Source organism: Bradyrhizobium sp. USDA 4506, assembly GCF_054058795.1.
On record NZ_JBSSBM010000002.1, the window covers coordinates 431,401 to 456,804 of the forward strand.

General features: G+C 62.8%; 24 protein-coding genes and 3 pseudogenes. 18 read left to right on the forward strand and 9 right to left on the reverse strand.

What is annotated here, in order from left to right; translation table 11 throughout:
* Positions 1–66: 66 nt before the first annotated feature.
* On the reverse strand, positions 67–387 hold the full coding sequence (locus ACVIHF_RS04395; protein WP_456791761.1) for a hypothetical protein: 321 nt from the start codon (positions 385–387) through the stop codon (positions 67–69).
* A gap of 202 nt (positions 388–589) precedes the next feature.
* Complete coding sequence (locus ACVIHF_RS04400; RefSeq protein WP_310881359.1) at positions 590–847, reverse strand: hypothetical protein; 258 nt, start codon at positions 845–847, stop codon at positions 590–592.
* 688 nt (positions 848–1,535) lie between these two features.
* Between ACVIHF_RS04400 and ACVIHF_RS04405 the strand changes: the two genes are divergently transcribed.
* Positions 1,536–1,664: a hypothetical protein gene (locus tag ACVIHF_RS04405; RefSeq protein ID WP_310885063.1), complete on the forward strand. Its 129-nt coding sequence runs from the start codon at positions 1,536–1,538 to the stop codon at positions 1,662–1,664.
* 366 nt (positions 1,665–2,030) lie between these two features.
* Here ACVIHF_RS04405 and ACVIHF_RS04410 read toward each other — a convergent pair whose 3' ends face one another.
* Positions 2,031–2,159, reverse strand: coding sequence for a DUF736 family protein (locus ACVIHF_RS04410; protein ID WP_456794070.1), 129 nt, complete (start codon positions 2,157–2,159; stop codon positions 2,031–2,033).
* A 364-nt stretch (positions 2,160–2,523) separates the two neighbouring features.
* Here ACVIHF_RS04410 and ACVIHF_RS04415 point away from each other — a divergent pair, with 364 nt between their 5' ends.
* Positions 2,524–2,844, forward strand: coding sequence for a DUF736 domain-containing protein (locus tag ACVIHF_RS04415; protein WP_018454792.1), 321 nt, complete (start codon positions 2,524–2,526; stop codon positions 2,842–2,844).
* A 265-nt stretch (positions 2,845–3,109) separates the two neighbouring features.
* Here the strand turns inward: ACVIHF_RS04415 and ACVIHF_RS04420 are convergent.
* Both ACVIHF_RS04420 and ACVIHF_RS04425 read right to left on the reverse strand, forming a co-directional pair.
* A pseudogene (locus ACVIHF_RS04420) lies at positions 3,110–4,351 on the reverse strand (type II toxin-antitoxin system HipA family toxin).
* Complete coding sequence (locus ACVIHF_RS04425; protein WP_456791762.1) at positions 4,344–4,679, reverse strand: helix-turn-helix domain-containing protein; 336 nt, start codon at positions 4,677–4,679, stop codon at positions 4,344–4,346. Before ACVIHF_RS04425 ends, ACVIHF_RS04420 begins: the two are co-directional and overlap by 8 nt.
* A 227-nt stretch (positions 4,680–4,906) precedes the next feature.
* Between ACVIHF_RS04425 and ACVIHF_RS04430 the strand changes: the two genes are divergently transcribed.
* Positions 4,907–5,218: a hypothetical protein gene (locus ACVIHF_RS04430; RefSeq protein ID WP_456791763.1), complete on the forward strand. Its 312-nt coding sequence runs from the start codon at positions 4,907–4,909 to the stop codon at positions 5,216–5,218.
* 271 nt (positions 5,219–5,489) lie between these two features.
* Complete coding sequence (locus ACVIHF_RS04435; RefSeq protein WP_456791764.1) at positions 5,490–6,683, forward strand: DUF932 domain-containing protein; 1,194 nt, start codon at positions 5,490–5,492, stop codon at positions 6,681–6,683.
* Between the two features lie 190 nt (positions 6,684–6,873).
* On the opposite strand, the gene ACVIHF_RS04440 is transcribed toward ACVIHF_RS04435, so the two are convergent.
* On the reverse strand, positions 6,874–7,173 hold the full coding sequence (locus ACVIHF_RS04440) for a hypothetical protein (protein ID WP_456791765.1): 300 nt from the start codon (positions 7,171–7,173) through the stop codon (positions 6,874–6,876).
* A gap of 221 nt (positions 7,174–7,394) precedes the next feature.
* On the opposite strand from ACVIHF_RS04440, the pseudogene ACVIHF_RS04445 reads away from it, so the two are divergent.
* The 6 genes and pseudogenes from ACVIHF_RS04445 to ACVIHF_RS04470 all read left to right on the forward strand — a co-directional run bounded on the left by ACVIHF_RS04445 (position 7,395) and on the right by ACVIHF_RS04470 (position 17,470).
* Positions 7,395–9,524, forward strand: a pseudogene (locus tag ACVIHF_RS04445) (ParB/RepB/Spo0J family partition protein).
* Between the two features lie 213 nt (positions 9,525–9,737).
* Complete coding sequence (locus tag ACVIHF_RS04450) at positions 9,738–9,953, forward strand: hypothetical protein (RefSeq protein ID WP_456791766.1); 216 nt, start codon at positions 9,738–9,740, stop codon at positions 9,951–9,953.
* A 259-nt stretch (positions 9,954–10,212) separates the two neighbouring features.
* The gene (locus tag ACVIHF_RS04455) at positions 10,213–14,538 is read left to right on the forward strand and encodes a strawberry notch-like NTP hydrolase domain-containing protein (RefSeq protein WP_456791767.1); all 4,326 of its coding nucleotides are present in this window, start codon (positions 10,213–10,215) and stop codon (positions 14,536–14,538) included.
* Positions 14,538–15,599: a DUF7146 domain-containing protein gene (locus ACVIHF_RS04460; protein WP_456791768.1), complete on the forward strand. Its 1,062-nt coding sequence runs from the start codon at positions 14,538–14,540 to the stop codon at positions 15,597–15,599. Before ACVIHF_RS04455 ends, ACVIHF_RS04460 begins: the two co-directional genes overlap by 1 nt.
* Positions 15,600–15,976: 377 nt before the next feature.
* A complete protein-coding gene (locus ACVIHF_RS04465) occupies positions 15,977–16,900 on the forward strand; it encodes a DUF2493 domain-containing protein (RefSeq protein ID WP_456791769.1) in 924 nt (307 codons plus the stop codon).
* 111 nt (positions 16,901–17,011) lie between these two features.
* Positions 17,012–17,470, forward strand: coding sequence for a hypothetical protein (locus tag ACVIHF_RS04470; protein ID WP_456791770.1), 459 nt, complete (start codon positions 17,012–17,014; stop codon positions 17,468–17,470).
* Positions 17,471–17,488: 18 nt separating this feature from the next.
* On the opposite strand, the gene ACVIHF_RS04475 is transcribed toward ACVIHF_RS04470, so the two are convergent.
* Entirely contained in the window at positions 17,489–17,707 is a 219-nt protein-coding gene (locus tag ACVIHF_RS04475; protein WP_456791771.1) for a DUF736 family protein, read from the reverse strand.
* Here ACVIHF_RS04475 and ACVIHF_RS04480 point away from each other — a divergent pair.
* Both ACVIHF_RS04480 and ACVIHF_RS04485 read left to right on the forward strand, forming a co-directional pair.
* Complete coding sequence (locus tag ACVIHF_RS04480) at positions 17,706–17,888, forward strand: hypothetical protein (RefSeq protein ID WP_456791772.1); 183 nt, start codon at positions 17,706–17,708, stop codon at positions 17,886–17,888. The two genes, ACVIHF_RS04475 and ACVIHF_RS04480, sit on opposite strands and share 2 nt — an antisense overlap.
* 190 nt (positions 17,889–18,078) lie before the next feature.
* Complete coding sequence (locus ACVIHF_RS04485) at positions 18,079–18,399, forward strand: DUF736 domain-containing protein (protein WP_018454792.1); 321 nt, start codon at positions 18,079–18,081, stop codon at positions 18,397–18,399.
* A gap of 69 nt (positions 18,400–18,468) precedes the next feature.
* Here ACVIHF_RS04485 and ACVIHF_RS04490 read toward each other — a convergent pair whose 3' ends face one another.
* Positions 18,469–18,783: a hypothetical protein gene (locus ACVIHF_RS04490; RefSeq protein ID WP_310881366.1), complete on the reverse strand. Its 315-nt coding sequence runs from the start codon at positions 18,781–18,783 to the stop codon at positions 18,469–18,471.
* A 478-nt stretch (positions 18,784–19,261) separates the two neighbouring features.
* Between ACVIHF_RS04490 and ACVIHF_RS04495 the strand changes: the two genes are divergently transcribed.
* Together ACVIHF_RS04495 and ACVIHF_RS04500 are read left to right on the forward strand one after the other, a co-directional pair.
* The gene (locus tag ACVIHF_RS04495; protein WP_456791773.1) at positions 19,262–19,540 is read left to right on the forward strand and encodes a helix-turn-helix transcriptional regulator; all 279 of its coding nucleotides are present in this window, start codon (positions 19,262–19,264) and stop codon (positions 19,538–19,540) included.
* A gap of 3 nt (positions 19,541–19,543) precedes the next feature.
* Positions 19,544–20,444 (forward strand): annotated as a pseudogene (locus ACVIHF_RS04500) (replication initiator protein A).
* 290 nt (positions 20,445–20,734) lie between these two features.
* On the opposite strand, the gene ACVIHF_RS04505 reads toward ACVIHF_RS04500, so the two are convergent.
* Positions 20,735–21,220, reverse strand: a complete 486-nt coding sequence (locus ACVIHF_RS04505) for an IS110 family transposase (RefSeq protein WP_310881368.1) — start codon at positions 21,218–21,220, stop codon at positions 20,735–20,737.
* 293 nt (positions 21,221–21,513) lie between these two features.
* Here ACVIHF_RS04505 and ACVIHF_RS04510 point away from each other — a divergent pair, with 293 nt between their 5' ends.
* The 4 genes from ACVIHF_RS04510 to ACVIHF_RS04525 all read left to right on the forward strand — a co-directional run bounded on the left by ACVIHF_RS04510 (position 21,514) and on the right by ACVIHF_RS04525 (position 25,388).
* Positions 21,514–21,978, forward strand: a complete 465-nt coding sequence (locus tag ACVIHF_RS04510; RefSeq protein WP_310885050.1) for a DUF2840 domain-containing protein — start codon at positions 21,514–21,516, stop codon at positions 21,976–21,978.
* Positions 21,975–22,487 (forward strand): S26 family signal peptidase, encoded by a 513-nt coding sequence (locus ACVIHF_RS04515; RefSeq protein ID WP_310881370.1) that lies wholly within the window; start codon positions 21,975–21,977, stop codon positions 22,485–22,487. The genes ACVIHF_RS04510 and ACVIHF_RS04515 overlap by 4 nt, the downstream gene beginning before the upstream one ends.
* A gap of 206 nt (positions 22,488–22,693) precedes the next feature.
* Entirely contained in the window at positions 22,694–23,374 is a 681-nt protein-coding gene (locus tag ACVIHF_RS04520) for a lytic transglycosylase domain-containing protein (protein ID WP_456791774.1), read from the forward strand.
* 250 nt (positions 23,375–23,624) lie between these two features.
* Positions 23,625–25,388, forward strand: a complete 1,764-nt coding sequence (locus ACVIHF_RS04525) for a relaxase/mobilization nuclease domain-containing protein (RefSeq protein WP_456791775.1) — start codon at positions 23,625–23,627, stop codon at positions 25,386–25,388.
* Positions 25,389–25,404: the final 16 nt, after the last annotated feature.

Here is a 25,404-nt window from a genome sequence, read left to right on the forward strand (position 1 = left end):
GCGGGCGGCGCGAGAGCCGCCCGCACGAGTTGCGCTACGAAGCGGCTTGGGCCTACGAGGTCGTCATTAGCAACCAAGCCGCGCATGACTCAGCAACCGGCGTGCCAGACAATGAAGGGACGACGGGATGCCAAAAGTTGCGCCTTTTCGCGCTGCGCCAGCCAACTGCTCGGGCGGCTTTCGAACATGAATGTCGGTAACCTGACCGGTGGTAGGAGCATCGGAGGGGCTGTACCCAAATCGAGGTCGCGAGGTGATTGGATCAATCCTATTGTGCACACCGATCAGCGCGCCGCGCTCAACGCTGAGCCCTTTGCAACTGCCCTCTTCGAGCGGGCAGTTGAGCGTTGCGGTCATTGCGCCGCAGTTGATCATGGTCAGCTTCATGGTCTCCGTCGGGCGGCAACTGCAGACGCGCGAGCTAAATGGCTGAATTGTTCTTCGTCGCCGTATTCCTTGACTGGCGAGCGTCACAATCCAGCCATCCATCTTGGCGCGTTGCGGGCTCGGCCTCCGGCCGCAGGATGCGCCCGGAGACGGCTTCGCGTCAGTGTCGATTGCCACTCATCGGCATGCTGCTGGTCGCGAATTAGTCAACAGTCCCCTTGTCCGCTGCGTTGCCGCCGGCTGCACTCTTCGCGCCCTTGGTCGACTTCCTGCCCACTTTCGCGCCCCAGGTCCTGAGCTTTGGCGAGGAGTCCTCGTCATCGCTCATGCCGCTCTGTATGTTGGTACGAAGCACGCCTTTACGAGCCTTGGCGTCGGTGGCGAGGCTTTGCGCAATGACGGGGTATGCGAGGAAAGCCGAAAGGCCGCATGCGATTACGGAGGTCTTCACTAGTTTCATCCATGGCTCCTGGATCGATTTTCTTGCGACAGAACGATTTTGGCGTAACGCTGGGCGCGCCAGCTTGCACCGTTCGCGTCGCATTGAGAGTACGAACGGTGCGGCTTCACATAATCTCTCGTATGTGGTCATCGTTTAGGAGATTTGGGGTGAATTCGCGAAGTTACTATCTTATTTGTGGCGGTGCAAAACATCCGTATCGACGTCGATCTTGCGCGTACTCTACTCAAGATTAGAGGGCGGTTTTTGGAGAAAGTTTTGCGCGGCTGATGAAAGTGACCTGCCTGAACATCCGCAGAAGTCAACCTGTCATCTCGACACGAAGTGTTCAGCAGGAGACAGCAGCAAGACTCGCGGCCTCGCAATTGTGTGACTGGATCCCGAAATATCTTGCCTCATACCAGGGGAGTGCGCTTATTGCGGATCTTCGCGCGGGCTTAAAGCAGATCCAAGGACGGCCGTTGCAGCCGCACATCATGCTCTATGTCGGGCGGCTCATGCGTTGAGGAACATTCCACGATCACGCCCAGTGTCGACGACACCAGCTTTGTCATTTTGTTTGTGCTACATCCCTGTCCGATGTTTCGCGTCTCTTGTTTCGCGTCTCTAAAGTCTGCCAACAGTTTACGCCCTGACGCGGCGTGAGGTTCAAGCGATTTCTGCGGTTTTGATTATCGGACCGATTCCCGTGTCGGCGGCCGCTTTCCAAGCGTCGTTCCTGACCGTGTTCATCAAGCTGATCTTCTGGGATCTGACGGGTCCGTGCCTGTCGCCGAAGCGGCTTGAGGAAGCGGTCGTGCGCTCGCCCTTTAAATAGGCCCAGTTTCTTCGGCAATGGGGACATTCGTTGGTACGGGCAACGGGCCGCCCCTCACGCTCGGATTCAAAGCCGTCCAACTGGAGATGCCGATCGAGAAACTGGTGTTCGCGTTCGCCCTGTCCCAGATCGGGGTGCCGTCGCTGGCCTGGCGTGAAGCCTTCGCTTGCATGGGCGGGTTTTGCGTTGGCGGCACGACGTGGACGCGCTTGACTGTTCTTGCTCGCGCAGACCCGCCTGTTCGAGCCGGGTAGGCTTTGGATCGGTGGCCTCAACCATTCTCACGGCCGCCAAGCACAAGGGATGATCCTTCGTCACCTTCCTCGTCGAACAGGTTCGCCTGGATCAGCGATATTGAATGCGGGGTCAACATGATGAGAGCGAGAGGTAATCGCGCCCCTCATCAGTGCGCTTCGACCAGGCTGCGCCGATCTCGGTCCAGCCCACTTGCCGTGGTGGCGCGTGGCGCGCTCTCGATCGTTCTTCATGGACGATTCCGCCCTTCGCGGCAGATTGTTTCTCTTTCTACGCCGAATCGTTCCAACCTCTTGTGCTGCTCGACCGAGATTCGCCAGTCTTCTCCCTAAGCTTGCGGTTCAGCACGCGGACGCACGTGGCCTCTTTGATGGCTTGATCTGGCCGAAAACCGGCTTCGCCTCGATCGTCTGAGCCGCAACGCCGTTGATGCGACTTTCTTCCCCTGGGCTGCGCCCATTCCTCGCGAGACAAGAAAGTCGCCCCAACGGCGTCCTCCGCTCTGCTCCGGCCCGCAAGGGGTGCGTCGCCGATCGTCCTCGGCCTTTAGATCGCCATCGAGGCCGCGGTGGTCGCGGGCTCGAAACACAACAGGAGAAGTGACGTGGCTAACATCGGTTCTTTCAAGAAGGTCGGCAACGATTTCCAGGGCGAGATCGTCACCCTGAGCCTGCAAGCCAAGGGCGTCCGCATCGTCGCCGAGACCAACCGCTCCAACGACAACGCCCCCAGCCACCGCATCTATGTGGGCCGGGCCGAGATCGGCGCAGCCTGGTCGAAGCGCTCCGAGGAGGGTCGCGATTACCTCTCGCTCAAGCTCGACGACCCCTCGTTCAACGCACCGATCTACGCGAACCTGTTCGACGACGAAGGCGGCGAGGGCTACACGCTGCTGTGGTCGCGCCCGCGCAAGAACGGCGAGTGAGACTTGGTTCTTCGGAGCCCCGCCCGGTCTGTCGGGCGGGGTTCTTTTTTACGCGCGAGCCAGCGAGAATCCGTTTCGCCGCTGGACGAGCCGCTCGCTTGCATGGACCGATCTGGCGAGATGCGTCGGGTTTCGCCCGAGCGCCGGTTTCGGGCGCTTAGCACTGCCGTCCATCCGACAAGGCTCGTCGGCTGTGTCCGAGATTTCAAGATCGCCGGTGGGGCGGTTGCCGCTGCAGGATCGAAGCTGTGAGGCAATGTCCGTGTCAAAGCGCGAGCGCTCGTTTGAGATCGTCGTGTTCGAAGGCGCTGGCCATGCGGCTCATCTCGGCCGACCGGGCGCCGACCGCCTTGGCGATGTTCCGCCATGTGGCGGTGACCGTTGCGACATCCTTTATAATCGCGCGGGCGCGCATCAGCGTCAGCCCGAAGTATTCAGATGCGCCCTCAAGCAGGTCGAGCGAGCAGGTGCCTTCGTCCAGATCGATGTTCGTCGTCAGCACGCGCGGCTTCACATCAGTCGGCACGGGATTGAGGTCATAAGCCGGAGAGAGCGACCATCCGGCCTTTCCCAGCCAGAGGAAGCCGTGGTTGCGCAGGTGGTCGTTAGAGATCAGCACGTTGAAGACGACGCGTCGATAGAGGGCATGAGCGTCTGTCTTTCCCCGTGCTCCATGCTGTGCGAGAGCGTCGACAATTTCGGGATAACTGCCGCGCTCGCCGTCCCTGGCGCCCATCATCGCCATCGCTGACAAGAAGGGGACGCGGGTCGTGCCGTCGCGATCGAAGCGTCGCGACAGCAGGACCGTCTTGCCAGCCACTTCGATGAGTTCGTGTTGCGGGGTGACGATGCCGGCTCGGCCGGCCAACTGCAGCGCGATCTCCTCCCAAGTCTCCATGCTGTAGACGTCGGTCTCCTTCGGGAATTTGGCGATGGAGGGCTTGCCATGCTGGTCGATGACCGACGCCTTCGGCCGCGCGCCACCCAGGGAGGAACCGGGGGCGAAGATGATCTGAAGATCTTCGTCCGTTTCCTCGTCCCGGAGAATGCGTTCGGTGATCTGGAGCAGCCGGCCGAGTTCGATCAGAGTCGGTACACCGGCGCGAGTCGGCGCCTGGAAGGCTTCTTCGCGACCCGGCGGAATCGCAGTGAGCCGGACCGCGTCTCGTCGGCGACGCCGAGCAGATAATCGCTTTCTGTAAAGCGTGCGAACGGCCCGACCTTCGCGATCGGCGAGGCGGCGTTCAGCGCGCTGCATGAGGCGGCGGCCCCATGTATCGGGTGCGGAGTCGCCGATGGAGCCGAAAGTCGCCAGTCCTGCAGAGGGAGCGAAGGCGCCTCGCGTCCGGGCCAAGGCAGGTTCCAGCGAGAACCGGTCTGGGTCACCGAGCCAGACGCCATCATATTCGAAGAGAATGGTCTGCGCGCCGCGAACGCGATTGCTCCTCGCCAGTCCGACAGGACGCGTGCGGCCACCCAGATTGATATGCACCTCGAAATCAGCCATCGCGTGAGGCTCCCGGCTTGCGTTTGAGATGGACATGCCTGGGCAGTTCGGCGCTGGCCAGTGCCTGTCCGATGCGATCGTTGCTGATGTCGGCGATCTGGCTCAGGCCGTCGAGTAGACCGAGCGCCTGAAGGACGCCGGCATAGATGCCTATGCTGACGTTGGTATCGCCGGCTTCGACCCTTTGCAGCGTCGAGCGGGATGTGAAGGCGCGCTCGGCCACGACTGCCATCGGCAGCCGCCGACGCCGGCGGGCGTCGTGGATGTCGGCGCAGAGCTTGCGCATGGCCCGTCGAACGGCGGCGGGAGGGTGGTGAGGGGTCGGCATTTGTCGTCTTCGTGCTACAGATTGGACAATTATGTAGCGCGAAGATTACATTATTGCTCGAGGGTCACACGCGCCCCCTGCAACAAATGGCGCCATCCCTGCTGGCGCCGGCCAAAGCGTTTTTCACGGATCGAGCCTATGCAGCTAAGGTTTTCAGGTCCCGTGAGCGTTTTTCATGATCGGAGGCTGCCGGAGGGCCGCGACCCTCGCTGGCTACGCAGCGCTGATTGACACCTGCCAGCACCGTCCCGGTTCCACGCGTGCCGCACGCGGAATTTCTCTACGCATGCGTGCAGAGGACCATCGAACAGGATCTTCCCGACGAAGCCCGGTTCTTGCGGAGCTTCGATAGATTCCGCTCGGGCGTCGAAAACATGGTCGACATGCCGGAGCGGACCCTGAGCAACCTCCTTGGATCCTTGCAACAGAATGAAGGGCGACTGTCAAAGCGCGCCCGTGACAACGAATTCTCCCAGTTGACGCCAGACGAAGTCACGAAGATCGAGGAGCTTTATCAAGCCGCCTTCGATTCCGGTTAAATGGCCTTTCAAGCGTTGGCTGAGCTTATGGCCGTCTCCCTGCGGGACCGGGCTGTCGGCTGGCGCTGAAACCCCGGCTTGCGCCGGGTTTTCACCCTTCGGGCTTCCATCCCTGACGGAAGCTGCGGCGGGGTGGGATGTCGTGCGCCTTGGTTGGGTCTTGGTCGTGGGTCTTGGCGACCAATGATAGAGGCAGAGTGGAGCGGCCTTGGCCATGACGGGTTGAGGGTCGGAGGAGAGTCTTCCGGCGCCCGTCATGGAGATTGCTCCCATGAATACGCAGATTGTTGATGCCGACCGCAACGCCAGCTGCGGTTACAGAGTGGATGTCACCCGCGGCGAGCGCGTCGGTCGGGTGTCCTCGGAGTGGTTCTGTCGTCCTGCGGATGAACGTTACCTGTCGCTCAACGACCTGGCCCGCACGGTGCGCGATCGCACGGACCGCAGCCGCACGCGGGTGGTCGAAAGCGCACTCATCCATGTCGAGGCGAGAAGTGCCGATCCTGAACGCCTGGCCTTGATGCTGCCCGGCTCGGACAGGCCAGTCGCGCCGACCCACTGGAGCTTCGGTCAGCTTGCGAGCCAGGTTGGCGCACCGGCCACTTACCTGCGGCAGCTTCCCGCGGCCCTCGCAGCCATCAACCTGCAATATGGCCTGACCGCCAATCGGGTCGAGCAGATCAAGACGCTCGAGACCGAGGATAACCGGGTCGAGCTTCGCGCCGTCACCGGTCCCGACTATGGCCGGATCTACGACCACGAACTGGTTGAGGCCGTACAGCGCATCGCCGGCAATGGTACAGGCGATACACGCTGGAAGGTCCCTGGTGTGCTCGACTGGTCAAGTGGCATCTACAATCCCTGCGTCGACATTTCCAAGGACACGACGACTCTCTATGCATCGGACAGGGACGTTTTCCTGTTTCTGGTCGATGACCTGAACCCGATCGAAGCCGGTCGTCTCCGGGACGGCTCGCCCGACCTCTATTTCCGGGGCTTCTATTGCTGGAACTCGGAAGTCGGCGCGAAGACGCTCGGCATGGCGAGCTTCTATCTTCGTGCGGTTTGCCAAAATCGCAATCTGTGGGGCGTGGAAGATTTCGAGGAGATGACCATCCGCCACTCCAAATACGCAGCCTCCCGCTTTGCTCACGAGGCAGCCCCGGCACTGTCGAATTTCGCCAACTCCTCTCCCATGCCTTTCGTCAACGGCATCAAGGCCGCCCGCGAGCGGATCGTGGCACGCAACGACGAGGATCGCACCGAGTTTCTGCGCCGCCGCGGCTTCTCCAAGGCCGAGGCAGGCAAGGTGATTGACGCGGTGCTGGTGGAGGAAGGCCGCTCGCCTGAAAGCATCTTCGATTTCGTGCAGGGCATCACCGCCGTCGCGCGCGGCAAGCCGCATCAGGATGTCCGCCTGGACATGGAAGCCAAGGCCAAGAAGTTGCTCGACCGCGTGGCGTAATTTCGGCCAAGCCGGGGATTCCGCTCTCCGGCTTGGCTCGCTTGCGCTTTTCAGATTCACGAGGTCGCAGGCGGTGCCCTCTCGGGGGACGGTCATCTCCGTCGCGGGCCGACGATCCGCGGCGGCGGCTCCCGGTCGGCAGCGCCGTCGACGAACTCGCGGGTTCCGTGCGGCCCAGAAAAATGCGTGCTCAGGCGCCGCGATACTCGCTTACGATCTTTGCGTGCCCGCGTTCGGCTTCGAGCCACGTCGGGTACCGCTCCCGCCGGGCGTCGATGGAGGCGATGCCCACTTCCATGACCTCGGCTTCGAAAAGGAGGGGGCGATCCGGATCGCATCCGAGATCGAGACCCACGAACACGGTCGAGACGACGATATCCGGACTTATCCGGGTCCTCGCGACGACACGGTCGGCTGATTCATACCATCGCCGCCACGAAACCGCGTTCGTGCATTTAGGCTCGTCTCCATCCAGAATGTAATGGCTCATGGCGGTCGACATCGTCGGCCGTGCTAACAAGCGCCAGCCGTTTTGGGCTTCAATCCGATCGGAGATACGAGGGCGGGATCTGGCTTTCCGACAGCGCGGCAGCCGCCAACCATCGCCATCGTTCGCTGGAAAAGCGAGAGCGAGAGGAGAGCGGGCCTGTTCGCGAACGGGTTGGAGGCCGAGAGAGAGGCTCCCGGCCGCCCGTTTTCGGAGACACTGACATGGCAAAGGCCGTTCAGAAGATCAAGCTGTCGCCATCGCGCGACATTCCCTTCAGCAAGCTCGTCTTGAGTCAGAACAATGTACGGCGGCTCAAAGCCGGCATCTCGATCGAGGATCTCGCCGAGGATATCGCTCGGCGCTCCCTGCTGCAAAGTCTCAACGTCCGGCCCGTGCTCGACGGCGAAGGCCAGGAAACCGGCATGTTCGAGGTGCCGGCAGGCGGCCGCCGTTATCGCGCGCTCGAGCTTTTGGTAACGCAGAAGCGTCTGGCAAAGACCGCGCCGGTCCCTTGCATCGTCAGTGACATGTGCAGCGAGGTCACCGCGGAAGAGGATTCACTTGCCGAGAACGTGCACCGGGTTGCGCTTCATCCCCTCGACCAGTTTCGGGCATTCCAGACCCTGCGCGAGCAAAGGCGGTCCGAGGAGGATATCGCCGCCATCTTCTTCGTATCCCTCAACGTGGTGAAGCAGCGGCTGCGGCTTGCAGCGGTGTCGGCGAAGCTGCTCGACGTTTACGCCGATGACGGTATCTCGCTCGAACAGCTGATGGCGTTCTCGGTCACCGACGATCACGCCCGACAGGAACAGGTCTGGGAGAACGTCAGCAAGTCAGGTTACGACGAACCATATCAGATCAGGCGCCTTCTGACCGAGCGCGCGGTGCGGGGATCCGACAAGCGCGTGCGATTTGTCGGCCTCGCGGCCTATGAAGCGGCTGGCGGCAAGGTGCTGCGTGACCTGTTCGAAGAAGATGGCGGCGGCTGGCTCGAGGACGTTACATTGCTGGAGCGTCTCGTGGCTGAGAAGCTGCGGACAGAAGCCGAAACGATCGCCGCTGAAGGCTGGAAGTGGATCGAGGTCACCGCCGCCAGCTTTCCCTACGGCCATGACCATGGGCTTCGTCGGCTCGACGCAGACCCGGCAGCTCTCACCGCCGAGGAGCAGGCGCGCTTCGATGCCCTGCAGGCCGAATACGACGCGCTTCAGACAAGATTTGAAGACGCTGACGAACTACCCGACGAGGTGGACGCGCGGCTCGACGAACTCGAGCAGGCGCTCGAAGCGTTCAACGACCGGCCGGACATCTTCGAGCCGGACCAGATGGCCAGGGCCGGCGTCTTCGTCGGCATCGACCCCGAAGGGCGGCTTTCTGTCGATCGGGGCTATGTCTGACCGGAGGACGAGGCGCCTGCGGCCGATGTCGAAGGCGAGCGGGGCACCAGTGCATCCTTGAATGAAGGGCAGGAGCCCGGTGCGTCCGTCCAGCGCATGACGATTTCGCTCGCCGGTGAATCGAGCGAGACGGACGAGGATGGAGAGGATGCGGCAAGGCCGTTGCCGGATCGGCTCATCACCGAACTGACGGCGCATCGTACGTTGGCATTACGGGATGCGCTGGCAGAAAATCCGGCAATCGCGTTCCAGGCGGTGCTGCACAATTTCGTGCTGACAGCCTTTTACCGGTACGGATCGTCCGGCACGTGTCTGGAGATCGAACTTCGCACGCCGACCTTTCCCGCTCAAGCCCCGGGGCTCAGGGAAAGCGCATCTGCCAAGGCCGTTGAGGCCCGGCACGAGTCCTGGAAGGCACGGCTGCCCAGGAGTGAGAACGATGTGTGGGATGCGCTCACGGTCCTTGACGGTGCCGCACAGGCATCCCTGTTCGCTCACTGTGCGTCATTTGCGGTCAACGCCGTCCATGAGCCGGCCAACCGTTACAATCAGGGCCGTGTCTCTGCTCACGGCGTCGGCTCTCGGCTCGGCCAGGCCGATGTGCTGGCGCGCGCCGTCGGCCTCGACATGGTTCAGTCTGGCTGGAGACCGACCGTCGACAATTATCTCGGCCGCGTCACCAAGCCTCGTATTCTGGAGGCGGTGCGGGAGGCGCGAGGTGAATCGTTCGCACAATTGATTGATCACCTGAAAAAGACCGAGATGGCCAAGGAGGCCGAGCGTCTTCTCGATGGTTCGGGCTGGTTGCCGGAGCTGCTGCGTCTCGTCGACGCCACCGCGGCTCCGGTCGAACAGGAGGCGGAGGCTGGCCCACTGCCCGAATTCCTCGCCAACGCGGGGCAGGAGGACGGTGGCGACGGCGACGCTGAACCACAGCTCGACGCCGCCGAATGAAGCCCTTTATCGCGGGACGGCTCCGGCCGTCCCGCACGCCTTCCATCGCAATTCTCATCCCGCGCCCGGCTTCGTGCCGGGCGTTCGGTTTGCAGAGGAGGCACAGATCGCCGACGACCTTAGCCCGACCGCCGTCCAGCGGGCGATCGCGAGGCGGATATGACTCGGCTCGAATGAGCGCGCGAGGCTCGAAGCCGCGCTCGGAGCGTCCCAATGGTCGGGCCGACCATCGCGAGCAGGATCGCCACCGAGCATCTGCAAACCGTGCAGCCGGCGAGCCATCACACGACGTCGATTCTTACGACGACATCCTGGGACTTCATCATTCAGGACATCGTGCGGCGCTCGCCGACGCTGGAGTGTGTATTGGCCGTTTCCTCCTTTGCTTGTTCGCGGATGCCTGCCGTTTCGACGGCGCGGTCGTTGTGATCTCGGCCAATCAAATCCTCCGCAAGTCCACGAACGATCTCCTCGAGGAGTTCATCGTTCAGGTCACGCGTAAGGCCGGTCGCCCCACGCACGGCCCTGCAATGCGTTTCGTCCTGTCACCGCCCGAATGTCGTGGCGCGTCGCGAGGACCACCGCGCGATGAGAGGGAGAGAGCAGCCGGGACGGGTTTGAGCCGGCACGGTCCAGAGAGAGCGCCAGCCGGCTCGACCCGCTCCTGCTCTCCGAAAGACATCCTGCCATGACCGAATCTCTTACCGGCGGCGCCGCCGCCGCGCCGCTCTCGATGCGTGCCGTTGCAAGTCTCACCTCGGCTGCCGTCCGCGCCGCGCAGCAGCTCATGACCGAGCTCGAACGCGGCCGTCGCATCGATGCCGCCGTCCTGCGCGGCGCCATGGAGGCGGCCTTCGGCGCCTCGGATGCAGCCGGCGCCTGGAATTGGAAGACCGCCTATGATGCCTGCGAGGCGGCGACCGTTCTATTCCTGCGCAAGTTCGGCCCGGCCATGCGCGCCAAAGCTGGCTCGACGGCCGCTATGCTGCCGATGCTCGCGAGGATCGCGAGCTGTCTGCCGACCCATACGCGGCGCTCCGAGGACAGCCAGGCACTTCAACAATTCTCGACGCCGATTTCACTTGGCCTTGTTGCATCTAGGGCGGCGGGCATAACGCCCGCCGATCGCGTTCTCGAGCCCTCTGCCGGGACAGGCTTGCTCGCTATCTTTGCTGAGCTTTCAGGCGGCGCCGCAGTGTTGAACGAGTTGGCCGAGGCGCGCGCGACATTGCTCGATCATCTGTTCACCAACCTTAAGGTCACTCGCTTCGACGCGGCCCAAATCGATGATTACCTCGATGCGAGTGTCGTACCGAGCGTCGTCCTGATGAACCCGCCGTTCTCGGCGGTGGCGAATGTCGAACGACGGATGCCCGACGCGGCGCTCCGGCACATCTCCTCATCCTTGGCACGCCTTTGCGACGGCGGGCGTCTTGTCGCCATCGTCGGCGCGAACCTTGCGCCGGATAATCCTGCATGGACGGAAGCCTTTGTTCGTCTCCAGGAACGCGGGCGGGTGGCGTTTTCTGCCGCCATTGACGGCGTCGTCTACGCCAGGCACGGAACACAAACGGACACAAGGCTGCTTGTGATCGACAAGCTGCCGGCGGCTGATGCGAAGGTCTTTCCAGCTTCATTGGGCATGGCGGGCGATGTCGGAACCTTGCTTGACTGGGTGACCCAGCATGTGCCTCCGCGGCTGCCCATCGCGACGTCGGTAGCGGATGACCTTAGCCATTGTCATCCGGCGAAGCCGAAATCGAGCGCGGCCGCTGCACTGTGTTCACCGTCCACGTCGGGAAGCGCGGCGCCAGAAGGCTTAAAGCTCAACTACGAGACGGTCGAATGGTCGCCGCCGGAAGGAGCCCGACTGACCGATGCCCTTTATGAGGAGTACGGATTGCAGTCGATCCGTATTCCCGGATCGTGCGCACATCCGACCAAACTCGTGCAGTCCGCAGCGATGGCGTCCGTCGCGCCACCGAAGCCGACCTATCGTCCGCACCTGCCGTCGCGTGTGGTGACAGACGGATTTCTGTCCGACGCTCAGCTCGAGAGCGTCATTTATGCTGGCGGAGCGCATACCGAGTTGCTGACGGGCTTCTGGACGGTCGACGCGACATTTGATGTTGTGGCGGCTGCGTGCGAGGACGCCGAGAGCCCCGTCCGCTTTCGTCGCGGCTGGTTCTTGGGCGATGGCACCGGCGCGGGCAAGGGACGTCAGGTCGCCGGGATCCTGCTCGACAATTGGCTCAAGGGCCGCCGCCGTGCGGTCTGGATCAGCAAATCCGACAAGCTGATCGAGGATGCGCAGCGCGACTGGTCGGCGCTCGGCATGGAGCGCCTGCTGGTTACGCCGCTGTCGCGGTTTCGCCAGGGCACGGCGATCCGGCTTTCGGAGGGCATCCTATTTACCACCTATGCCACGCTACGCAGCGACGAGCGTGGCGAGAAGCTTTCGCGCGTCAGGCAGATCGTCGAATGGTTGGGCTCCGACTTCGACGGAGTGATTGTCTTCGACGAGAGCCACGCCATGCAGAATGCGGTCGGGGGCAAAGGCGAGCGCGGCGACCAGGCGGCCTCTCAGCAGGGGCGCGCCGGGCTGAGGCTCCAGCACGCATTGCCGAATGCTCGCGTGGTCTATGTGTCGGCGACGGGCGCCACCACGGTGCACAACCTTGCTTATGCCCAGCGCCTCGGGCTTTGGGGCGGCGCCGACTTCCCGTTCGCCACGCGCGCCGAGTTCGTCGAGGCGATCGAGGAGGGTGGGGTGGCGGCCATGGAGGTGCTGGCACGTGATCTCAAGTCGCTCGGTCTCTACGCCGCCCGCTCGCTGTCCTACGAGGGCGTCGAGTACGAGCTCGTCGAGCACCAGCTGACGCCGGAGCAGGTTCGCATCTACGACGCCTATGCTGGCGCGTTCAGCATCATCCATAACAACCTCGATGCGGCGATGCGGGCCGCCAACATCACCGGCGAAACCGGAACGCTGAATCGGCAGGCAAGATCCGCCGCACGATCCGCCTTCGAAAGCGCCAAGCAGCGCTTCTTCGGGCATCTGTTGACCTCGATGAAGACGCCGTCGCTGATCCGATCGATCGAGCGCGATCTCGACGCCGGCCATGCTGCCGTGATCCAGATCGTGTCGACGGGCGAAGCGCTGATGGAGCGCCGGCTCGCCGAGATTCCGACCGAGGACTGGGGGGACGTCCAGGTCGACATCACGCCTCGCGAGTATGTCCTCGACTATCTCGCCCATTCTTTCCCGGTGCAACTCTACGAGCCCTTCACTGATTCGGAGGGCAACCTCTGCTCGCGGCCGGTCTATCGCGACGGTCAACCGGTTGAGAGCAGGGATGCCGTCTCCCGCCGCGATCGCTTGATCGAAAAGCTCGCCTCGCTGCCGCCTGTTCCCGGGGCGTTGGATCAGGTCATCCAGCGTTTCGGCACCGACACGGTCGCCGAAGTGACCGGGCGTTCGCGCCGCATCGTTCGCAAGGGCGACCGATTGGTGGTGGAGAGCCGAGCCGGCTCGGCGAACCTCGCGGAGACCTCGGCCTTCATGGATGACGTCAAGCGCATCCTCGTCTTCTCCGACGCGGGCGGCACCGGAAGGAGCTACCACGCCGAACTGTCAGCCCGGAATCGCCGGTTGCGGGTCCATTACCTGCTCGAGCCCGGCTGGAAGGCCGATGCCGCGATCCAGGGGCTTGGCAGGACCAACCGGACCAATCAGGCGCAGCCGCCGCTGTTTCGTCCCATCGCAACCGACGTGAAGGCCGAAAAACGCTTTCTCAGCACCATTGCCCGCCGGCTCGACACACTGGGTGCCATCACACGCGGTCAGCGCCAGACCGGAGGGCAGGGCCTGTTCCGGCCGGAGGACAATCTCGAAAGCCAGTACGGCCGTGATGCCTTGCGTCAACTCTACGTGCTGCTCGTGCGAGGCAAGGTCGACGGCTGCTCGCTCGAGAGGTTCGAGGATGCGACCGGCCTGAAACTGACTGATGCCAATGGGCTGAGAGACGACCTGCCGCCGATCACGACGTTTCTCAATCGCTTGCTGGCGCTCACCATCGACTTACAGAACATCCTCTTCACCGTATTCGAACAGCTCTTGACGGTGCGGATCGAGGGCGCGGTTGCGTCCGGCACCTACGACATCGGGCTGGAAACGCTCCGCGCCGAGAGCTTTGTCGTCGCCGACCGGCGGACGATCTACACCCATCCCGGCACTGGCGCCGAGACCCGGCTGCTCACCATCGTCCAGCGCCAGCGCAATCATCCCATCAGTCTCGATGACGCTCTGGCTCGCCTTTCCGACCATCACGCGATCCTGTTGCTCAATGAGCGCTCGGGCCGCGCTGCCGTGCAGCTTCCGGCCCCGAGTTTCATGCTCGACGACGGCGAGATCGAGCGGCGCATCCGCCTGGTACGGCCGATGGAGCAGCACAGCGTCTCTCTCAACATGATGGCGGAAAGCCATTGGGCCGAAGCGGATCGCGAACGCTTTGCCGCCGCCTGGCTGACGGAACTCGCCGAAATACCCGAATTCACGGAGAGTACGATCCATGTCGTGGCGGGCTTGCTGCTACCCATCTGGAAGCGGCTGCCGAACGACTCGACCCGCGTCTACCGTCTCCAGACCGATGCAGGCGAACGCATCATCGGCCGCAAGGTCTCGGCCGGCTGGGTCGCGAACGTCCTTGCGGCGGACGCGCCTTCGCTGACGCCGGCCGCTGCCTTTGCCGCGCTGATGGAAGGACGTGCCGTCCTCGATCTCGCGGAGGGGCTAGAGCTTCGCCGTGTCCGGGTGATGGGCGCAATCCGCATCGAGCTGTCGGGATTCAACGACACCATGCGCGATCGATTGCGGGCCTACGGGCTCTTTGGCGAGATCATCTCCTGGAAGCTCCGCATGTTCGTGCCCACGGACCCGAGCGGCGTCGAGATCCTGTCGAAGGTGCTCGACAGCTACCCGGTCGCGCACGTTGGTGGACGGGAGGCGGCGTGATGCCCCGCGACGCCTCCGAATTGGCACGCCGCCTCGCGCGCGAGGCCGAGGCGGTATGCCGGCACTATCTCTCCAATGGCAAGCGGGCCGGACGGTATTGGGTGGTCGGCGACGTCCACAACACGCCGGGCCGTTCGTTGTTCGTACGACTGCAGGAATCGCCGAAGGGGCCGGCCGGCAAGTGGACCGATGCCGCGACCGGAGAACACGGTGACCTCCTCGACGTCATCCGCGAAAGTCTGGCCTTGCGAGACTTTCGGGAGGTGGCCGAGGAGGCGAGACGCTTTCTGAAGCTGTCTCGTTCCGAGCGGCAACCTACCCCGGAACTCGTGGGTCCAGCAGTGCCGGCCGGGTCGCAGGAAGCCGCCCGTCGCCTTTTTGCATTGTCGAGCCCAATCGACGGTACAATGGTCGAGGCTTATTTGCAGCGTCGCGGAATAGCCCGCATCCACCATGGCGGCAGCTTGCGCTTCCACCCACGTTGCTACTATCGACCGGACGAGCATTTGCCGACCGAAATATGGCCAGCGATGATAGCCTGCGTCACGGATCTCGATGGGCGGATCTCCGGCGTTCATCGCACATGGCTCGATCCAGACGGCTTTGATCGCGTCCGGCTCGGCAAGGCTCCTGTCGACACGCCACGACGGGCCATGGGCGACCTGCTCGGCAATGCCGTGCGTTTCGGCCTGGTGGACGACGTGCTCGCCGCCGGCGAGGGCATCGAGACCATGCTGTCGCTGCGCTACGTACTGCCGACCTTGCCGATGACCGCTGCGCTGTCGGCCAATCACCTCTCGGCCATATTGCTGCCGTCTGGGCTACGTCGACTCTACATCGCCCGCGACGCCGATGCCGCCGGAGATGCCGTACAGGCTATCCTGACCCAGCGCGCGGAAGACGCCGGCGTTGAAGCGATCGCACTGTCGCCTCGGCTGGGCGACTTCAATGAAGATCTGCACATCTTCGGCCGTGAGGCCCTCCAAGCAGCGTTGCGGCTTCAACTCGTACCGGAAGATGTCGCCCGCTTCCTGCATTCGCCCGCGCTGGGAGCGGAGTAAGCCGCTATTGTTCGATCGACCGCGATGGGTCGGTCGTAGATGAGGCCAATGCCGGAAAAGCACGCGACCACGGCCTTCTAGAGGGCGATCGGACGGCAAGCGGTCCGGGCCAGCAATGGCTGCGGCCGGCTATTTTCCGCCGCGCGCAGGCGATGGGAAGGCACGCCAGCAATCCGATCAACGCGCTTTGCATCGCGAAGCAAAATAGCCGGCCTCCGCCATCCTCCGCTGCCGCTTCGGCCCTCCGCTTCCGCCTACGCCCTGCCGGGCTTCGGCGGACAAGCCGCTTACGGGTGCCGGCCCGTTCCGCCCGCCGTCTGAGTGATCGCCACGAAGGCCGCGACGGGCGCGGCCAATCCGGCAAAGGACCTCTTCCCATGACCAACCACGACGACATCGAACCGGCGCAGGCCCTGTCTCCGACCGACTACGTCCTGAGCGAATTGCAGCTCTTTGGCTATCGTCCCTTCGACGACCAGCCAGATCCAAGACCTCTTCCCGAGGGGAAGATGATCGCCGGCGCCGTCGTCGATATGTTCGACGCCTTGGTTGCCACTCTGAGCGATACGCGGCTTGAGCCGGACCTCCACGATCTCCTTTGGTCGACCGTTAACATGTTTCATCGTGCCGTCGAACGCATCGAGCGCCAGCTCGACGACAATGAACAAGCGCAGCAGAAGAGCCAGCGAGAGCAGAATGGGTCGGAGGTGCGATCGGTTGAGCTCGAGCGCCTGACCGCTGAGGGCATCACGCTGATCGAACGCCGAAATTGCTTGGAACTCTTCCGCGACCAGGCGATCGAACGATTTGAGGTCCACACCGGTTCGTCCTGGCGTCCTCGGTCGGGCTCGTTGGTCAACCACCGCGCGCTCACCGCAGCGATGATCGACTCTCGCGACTTCATCGTCGCCAAGCGTCGTTCCGAGACCGAGGTCATGTTGCCGCAAGGAACGAAGATCGCACTCACCGGCGGGCTCGACTTCAACGACCACCGCCTCATCTGGGAGCGCCTCGACAAGGTTCATGCCAAGCATCCCGACATGGTCCTGCTCCATGGCGGCTCGCCCAAAGGGGCCGAACTGATCGCCTCCAAATGGGCGACCACCCGTAAGGTGCCCCAGATCGCATTCAAGCCCGACTGGACGAAGCACGCCAAGGCGGCACCCTTCAAGCGCAATGATGCCATGCTCGAACTGTTGCCGATCGGCGTCATGCACTTTCCGGGTACAGGGATCCAGGACAACCTCGCCGACAAGGCGAAGCGTTTCGGCATCCCCGTTTGGCGGTTCGGCGGCGCGTGAGCGCCGTCTTGTCGCCTCCAAACCATCAAGGCGGAGTTGTGCGCGCCGCACCTCCGCCTCGTTCAGACTTTATATCCGAAGTTGCGCCGTGGTGGTGGTGGAAGGCGCAACTTGCAAATCCATGCAAATGGAGCCGCCACCATGCCCGCCCTTGGGCTTGTTCTCAACGCATTCGGCATCGGTTTGTTCTGCTGGGCTATGTTCGCGCTGGCAGTGTATGCCTTGCCGTTTTTGGTCGCGCTCAGTTTCGGGATGATAGCGTTCTATGGTGGCGCCGGCGTCATCGGCGCGCTGCTCGTCGGAATTGCCGCCGCCGCGCTGACACTTGCCGTCGGTGAGGCCGCCTTCGCTGTTACCCAATCGGTGGCTCTGCGTCTCATGATCGCGACCATATTCGCCGTTCCTGCTGCCATCGCCGGCTACAATGTGGTGTTCGCCCTGTCCCAGATCGGGGTGCCGTCGCAGGCCTGGCGTGAGGCCTTCGCCGCCTTGGGTGCGTTTTGCGTTGGCGGCACGACGTGGACGCGCTTGACTGTCCTTCGCGCAGACCCGCCTGTTCGAGCCGGCTAGACCGGCGGAACAACCATCTCAACCATTCTTGCGGCCGCCACCCGCAAAGGATGATCCCTCGTCACCTTCCTCGTCGAACAGGTTTGCCTGGATCGCAATATTGAATGCGGGGGGCAAGGCGAGATGAGAGGGAGAGGTAACGCGGCATTTTTCGGAGCGCTTCGACCAGGCTGCACCGATCTCGGGCCGGCCCACGTGGTCGCGGTGGCGCGTGGCGTGTTCTCGATCGCTCTTCATGGACGATACCGCCCCTTGCGGCAGATTGTTTCTCTTTCTACGCCGAATCGTTCCAACCTCTTGTGCAGCTCAACCGAAATTCGCCAGTCTTCTCCTTGAGATTGCGGTTCAGCGCGCGGACGCACGTGGCCTCTTTGATGGCTTGATCTGGCCGAAGACCGGCTTCGCCTCGATCGTCTGAGCCGCAACGCCGTTGATGCGACTTTCTTCCCCTGGGCTGCGTCCATTCCTCGCGAGACAAGAAAGTCGCCCCAACGGCGTCCTCCGCTCTGCTCCGGCCCGCAAGGGGTGCGTCGCCGATCGTCCTCGGCCTTTAGATCGCCATCGAGGCCGCGGTGGTCGCGGGCTCGAAACACAACAGGAGAAGTGACGTGGCCAACATCGGTTCTTTCAAGAAGGTCGGCAACGATTTCCAGGGCGAGATTGTCACCCTGAGCCTGCAAGCCAAGGGCGTCCGCATCGTCGCCGAGACCAACCGCTCCAACGATAACGCTCCGAGCCACCGCATCTATGTGGGCCGGGCCGAGATCGGCGCAGCCTGGTCGAAGCGCTCCGAAGAGGGCCGCGATTACCTCTCGCTCAAGCTCGACGACCCCTCGTTCAACGCACCGATCTACGCGAACCTGTTCGACGACGAAGGCGGCGAGGGCTACACGCTGCTGTGGTCGCGCCCGCGCAAAAACGGCGAGTGAGTTGAGCCGAGCGCTGCGCCCCGCCCATCCGGCGGGGCGCTTCGCAGCTGGCCTGAAGCGGCTTACGATTTAAGCCGCGCCGCGCTCTTGAGCGGCCTCCCGGTTCGATCCCAATGCTTCAGCAATTTGTCCGAGCACGGTGGTGCTTGCTGAGAGATCGCCACGCTTTAGCGGTTTAAACCTGCTCGCTCGCTCCTCCCTGCGTATTTGTAGATCGTCGTACTTCCGATGCAGGTTGACGGCCATGATCTCCCTGAAATCCAGGGCTATACGAGAGCTGAGCCGAAACGATCGTTCCTGTTCTTGTCGAACGCTACCGGCTCCGGCAACGCGATGAGCGGGGCCGATCTTGATCGCAGCAGCCGCATCGGCTGTTTCTCGCAAGTCAGCGTCTCGGCTACGGCTCGATCTCGCGGCCGGGCAGGTGCGTCGCGCCCGATGACTGGACTGCAGTGCCGCGCGTCGATTCGGTGGAGCACCGCATCTGGTCAAACGAGCCGCCGGAAGTCGGCTCGTCATACGCAGCCGAGTTGATGTTTGATGGCGACTAACGGGCATATGGGCCCAATTACTCTGGCGCACAATGAACGGATGCACGCGAAGCCCAAACTTTGATCAATCGTCCAAATAGCAGGCGCGAGCACCTGACGTCGTATCCGCGTGTTCGCCTGCGCAATCGCTGATGGGCGGCTTCTACCGCAAGCTTCTGTGGCCCGAGCGCGAAGACGAATAGGTCTTCCGTAGGGTATCGAAAATCACTCCGTCATCTTCGGCATCCCCTTAAGCGCTGCTACTCCGCGATGGTGGCCGTCGACGCGCGGCGAACCTCGTTCGCGCTCCAGACGATCACGGAGCTTTTCAAATGTCCGATCCGAGCGCGGATAAGATGCCGCGTTACCTGCGAACGTCCGAAGCCGCTCGCTTTTTGAGTTTGTCCGGTCGCACTTTGGAGAAACATCGAACGTATGGAACTGGCCCGGAATATCACAAGATCGGCGGGCGTGTGGTCTACTCGGTTGCCGACCTGACAGCCTGGGCCAAACTAGGCAAGAAGAAATCGACTTCCGATCCCGGTGCCGGCACGGTGCTGCCCGCAAAACGGCATGCGCCAATTCCCTACGCGGGTAAAGAGCGGCGCTAAGCAATGTCCGTTAGCAAATCCTCGGCGCGCCGCCGCTGTTCCGAGCGCGAGCAGCTTGCCCCGTTTCGTGCCTTTCCTGGCGATCTCGCACCACGCGACGCGCAGGATCTCATCGCTTATCCGTTCTTCACAGTCGCAAAGACAAAGCGCATCGTGCCAATCGATTTCTGTGCCGGCGCGATCGCAATTCACGTTGAAGCCATGCGTAAACACGGCATGGCGGCCATTTGGGATGCAGATGTTCTGATCTGGGCCGCGCACCAGATCGTCGAAGCGCGTGACACCGGTTTGAATACGTCGCGTTTGATGGCTGCAGCGCGTTACAAGAGTTCGACTTTTGTCGCTCACGACACCGGCGCGCGGGAATATGACCGGCTAAAGACCGGGCTCGACAGACCGCAAACGATGACAGCGCAGACTTCGATCCGCCATCCAACAGAACGACGACGGCATCGTTGCTCCTGGATCAACGAGTGGAAGGAGAGGGTCGATGTAAACGGGCGTCCATTTGGTCTCGAGCTGATCCTGCCTGATCGGTTCTATACGGGTGTGATTGATGACGGGCTCGTGCTGACGATCGGTCGCACCCATTTCAATCTGATAGGCGGGCTCGACCGTTGGCCTTACCGGCTCCTGCGCAAGCACGGTGGGCGCCGGCGCGGCGGCTGGAGCTCCGACCTTGTGCATCTCGATGCCGATTTCGGCATTTTTTTGCCGCTCATGCACTTCGCCTACGACTTACGTCAGATCGTCCAACGCCAGACATTGCCCGGCTATCTGCTCGTACTCACGCGCGATCCGAACGGTACCGAGCGGCTGAACTTTGTACCGGGGCCTGTTGATCCCTTAACGGGGCACGCCTGCGCATCGCAGTCTCATTCCAAATTCGGAGGACAATCTGTGAATCAACTCGCGCTATCGAGGATCGCGACCCTCGTGCCGTCGGGGACTGACGCCTGCAGCGATACCTCATACGCTTGCTCTCTCACGCGCAACACTTTACTGCAATGCAATTCCTTTCTCGAACGTACGGGCGGGGTCGCGCGCAGTGCCACGCGATCACCGACGTCGGCGTCATCGCATTACGCTCCTTGCGTTCGTTTGCGGCAGTTCGCTCGTCGAGGAGAACTCGTTGATATCCGTGGCCGGCGCCAGGGCCGCCACATGCCGGCATCTGGAGAATGGGCGGTCAGACTAACCGGCGCTGTGCTTAATGGCTTCAAGGCGGCCCGCCGATATCTCGCCGACCTTGAGCCCGAACGGGCGCGACTGGTCGCGAATCGTGTTCACCATAGCCAGCAGCTTGCCGAGCAGCGCCATCCGTCCGACCCGCAGCGCCCGCAACGTTTGCACGCTCTCCAGCTTGACATGAACTGCGCGGAAGCAGCCGGTCCGGGTCAGCTCCGCAATACCGTTGGCGTCGTTTCGGTAGGTCGTGTTCGGCATCGCGTTCAGCTCCGCCTTGGCATGGCGCGTCTCGATGCAGATCACGGGGAGACCCTCCAGCGCCGTCAGCAGCCAGGCGCTGTACGAGAATGCTTCCTGCCCGCCGCGCTTCAGGTGGCTTGCCCCCTCTGCCAGGACCAGCTCGATTGCGTCCGGATCGGTCTCGACTTTCGCCTGCCGGACGGGCTTGCCGTCACCATCCACCACACAAATGTTCGTCGCCTCCAGCGACACATCATGACCTGCGTAGATGTCCGTCGTTTTCTTTCACAGCCGACCGCCGAATCGCACCGTGCTGGGATCATTGCGAGGCTTCGTTGCCGCAACACGGCCGGCGAGGGGTCACAATTCAGTGCCCCGGTTAACCAGAAATCCTCCCGATTTCTTGTAACCGACCAGACCACAATTTGCATGGGAGGTGACCGGCAACGCCGAGCCGCCAGGCCTGTTCATCTTCTGAAGCGGCTCACGCGCTTTACGACGCTCAAAGCATACGGTCCACGGTTCGAGCTTCGAGGAGCGGCGGCATGAGCGATCTCACCGAAGTGGAACTATTGTGGCTCGAAAAGCGTATCGAAAACCGCATTCGGTTCGGTCGCATCGTCAAGGAACGGAAGCTCGATCGCCACCGGCGTGTCCTGTCATTCGCGCCAGGCAGCAGCTTTGCTTTCGTCCGTTGGACCTCCAACGACTTCGGTACGATCATTTCGCGGATCGACATCTTGCGTGCGGTCGCGCCGGGACAACGCTGCTCGACTGTGGCCTATGTAAAGCCCGGCGGAGAGATTTTGCTGCGGCTCTCCGGCTGGCCAAAGGTCGAACGCGTGCTGCAGATGATCGACGCCGTCGAGGCGCTCGGCATCGACCCCGCCGACGTCGCTCCGGATCACTGGCATCACGTTCACAACCGTCTGTCCGTCAATGAAAACCCGCGTCCCTACACGAAAGCCCGCCACCAGGCTTGGCTCCATCGCCAGAGAGTGATGCGATGAGAGGCCGCCTGATGACGTTGATCACGACCTTTGGGGTCGTCGCTGCGCTCGTCGCGACAGTCGCTCTGGAGCCGCTTCCGCTCTACATCTGGAATGCATCGACGAGCGTGCCAATCGGTCTTTATCGCTTGCGACCGACAACGCGCTTCCAGGTTACCGAACTGGTCGCCGTTCAGCCGACAGAGCCGCTTGCGACCTTCCTCGACCTTAACGGCTATCTGCCCATCGGCGTGCCCATGCTCAAACGGGTGCTCGCGTTGCCCGGACAGACTGTCTGCAGAACCGGCCTCACGATTTCGGTTGATGACATTGCAGTCGGCGAGGCCCGCGATCGCGACGGAAGCGGCCGGCCGCTGCCGAAATGGCAGGGCTGTTGGGTCGTCGGAGACGGCGAACTCTTTCTGATGAACTGGCAGTCCAGCGACTCGCTGGACGGCCGATACTTTGGATTTCTTCCGGCTTCCGCCGTGATCGGACGTGCGTTCCCAGTGTGGACGTGGGAGGAGTGATCGTGCGCGTTCCACGTGGTCGTCCTGCCATTCCTCTGTTCGATCGATTGCGCGACAAGCCCTCCGTCCCGACTAATGTTTGCGAAGCCGCCGCGCGCCGTGTCGGTTCAGCGCGGCCGAATGGCCGGCGCGGAGCGGCTTTGCTCTGGATGCGCGCGAGCACGGCGGCATGCTTAGCTCGGTCCGTCGGGCGTGTGGTGCCCCTGGTGCTCCTTCTGACCGCATCGGGCAAGGTTGCTCCAGCTCAGGACGAGCCGATCGCATTTCCAGCGATCCGTCAGGCCAACCACTCGTTCGCGGGCTTCATCGGCGAAGCCGCACAACGCTTTGCGATCCCGTCAGCCTGGATACGCTCGGTCCTCAGCATCGAAAGCGCGGGCGACGCGCAGGCCAGATCGCCTAAAGGCGCAATCGGCCTGATGCAAATCATGCCGGCGACCTGGGCGGAACTTCGCAAGCGCTATAATCTGGGCAGCGATCCTTACGATCCACACGACAACATTCTGGCTGGCGCAGCGTATCTGCGTGAATTGCTCGATCGCTATGGCTCGCCTGGTGTGTTTGCGGCGTACAACGCGGGACCATCTCGCTATGAAGCGCGCCTTGCGGGCGGCTCCTTGCCGGCAGAGACGCAAGCGTATGTGGTAAAGCTTGCAACTCTGCTTGGCATCGAATTGCCTGCTACGTGGACCGCCGGCCGGCAGTCATCCGCAACTGCAACGTCGCTCGTCACACGGCTTCATCTGATGAGAACGGGCGATCGATCGGCGGAACTCATACCTTCGAGTGGCGCCAAGACAGCAATCTCAATGCACGATGTTTCGCCTATGGTCCCTCGGCCGATTGGTGTGTTCGTCCCTCGGTCGAATTCGGGAGCATCGCAATGACCAGATCTGCAGGTTCGCAAGCCATGGCGTGCAACAGCGAGCAATTGGCGAAAGAGCGAAGACAGCGCACAAGCACGACAGGTGGACGGCGAGATAAAACTGGCTCGCCGGTCGAACCACAAGCCATTGGCATGGCTTGGGTTCTGGCGTGCCGGTCGGTCGGGGCGCGTGCCGCGCCTGGCATTTTGGTGAGTGCAATCAAAGTCGTTTTCGGCACCGCGTGCGCCTTTGATTGTTGGGAGGGCCGGCCGTGAGCATCCGCGACAGCGACCTGCATATTCGGCCTGGGCGCATCCGCAATACCCGCACGCCGAAGCCCAAGAGCTTCATCAACCAGGTGCTGCGGGCCGCGAAGAAAGCAGGACATACCTCGGGTCAGGCGGTGGCCGGCCGTCGTTCGGCGGTCCATGGGCGCTCAACGTTTGGCCGCGGCCGCCTCGCCTTTAACCGCGCCAGATTGTTCAGCCCGACGCGGCGAGTCGTCGTGAAGGCGCGCGTGGTTCGTCACAAAGGGCGAGCCTACCGATCAGCGCCGCTGACCGCCCACCTCTCATATCTGAAGCGCGATGGCGTGACCCGGAATGGTGAGCGGGCCGAGATGTTCGACGTCGGCCACGACCGCGCCGATAGCGTGGCTTTCGCAGAACGGTGCAAGGACGATCGGCATCATTTCAGGTTCATCGTCTCGCCCGAGGACGCCGGCGACATGACCGATCTGAAGGCCTTCACCCGCGACCTCGCCAAGCAGATGGAGACCGATCTCGGCACGCGGCTCGATTGGGTGGCTGTCGATCATTGGAATACCGACAACCCTCACGTCCATCTTCTCGTTCGCGGCGTAGATAAGGAAGGGGCGGATCTCGTGATCTCCCGCGACTACATCAGCGAGGGCCTGCGCTCACGCGCCGAGGAACTGGTCGCCATCGAACTGGGTCCAAAACCCGAGCACGAGGTCCGTAACTCGCTGGAGAGGGAAGTCACGGCGGAACGATGGACGCGGCTCGACCGGGAGATCCGGCTTGCGGCAGATGAGACCGGCACTATCGATCTCCGCCCAGAGAATTCCGGCAGCTCCGATCCCGAGATCCGGCGCCTGATGGTCGGTCGCCTTCAACACCTGGAGAAGATGGGGCTTGCCGCATCCGCCGCACCAGGGGAATGGATGGTCGGCCTCGAGGCCGAGCGCAGCTTGCGCGATCTCGGCATGCGCGGCGACATCATCAAGACCATGCACCGCGCCTTTACCGAGCGTGGGGAAGCGCGCGGCGTTGCTGACTTCGTCATCGAAGGTGGACCGCCGACGTACGAAATTATCGGACGGCTGGTCGACCGGGGATTGCATGACGAACTGACTGGCGAGGCCTACGCGCTGATCGACGGAACAGACGGACGGGCGCACCACGTGCGCTTCCGAGGCGTCGAGGTGTTCGACCACGCACCGCCGATCGGCGGAATCGTCGAAGTCCGACGCTTCGGTCAAAACGGCGATCCGCGGCCGACCACAGTGCTCGCAACCCGTTCCGATCTCGATCTTGGTGGCCAGGTCACGGCACGAGGGGCAACCTGGCTCGACCACAGGCTGGTCGAACGCGACCCCATGCCGCTCGCCATGGGCGGATTCGGTCGCGAGACCCGCGCCGCCATGGAAGCCCGTACCGAGCATCTGATCCAGGAGGGCCTGGCGCGGCGGCAGGGCCAGCGCATCATACTGCAGCGCGACCTCCTGAACACGTTGCGCCGGCGCGAGCTGGACGAGGTGGCAGCAAAGGTCTCGGCCGGCACAGGCCTGCCTCACGTGAACGCCGCCGCTGGGGAGCATGTGGCCGGCACGTATCGCCAGCGGCTGACGCTCACCTCGGGACGCTTCGCCATGATCGACAATGGGCTCGGCTTCCAGCTCGTGCCCTGGTCGCGCGAACTCGAAAGGAAACTGGGCCAACAAGTCACCGGAGTCATGAAGGACGGCGGTGGCATCGAATGGGGCTTCGGTCGGAAGCGCGACCTCGGCCTCTAGCAATCTCCAATGCAGT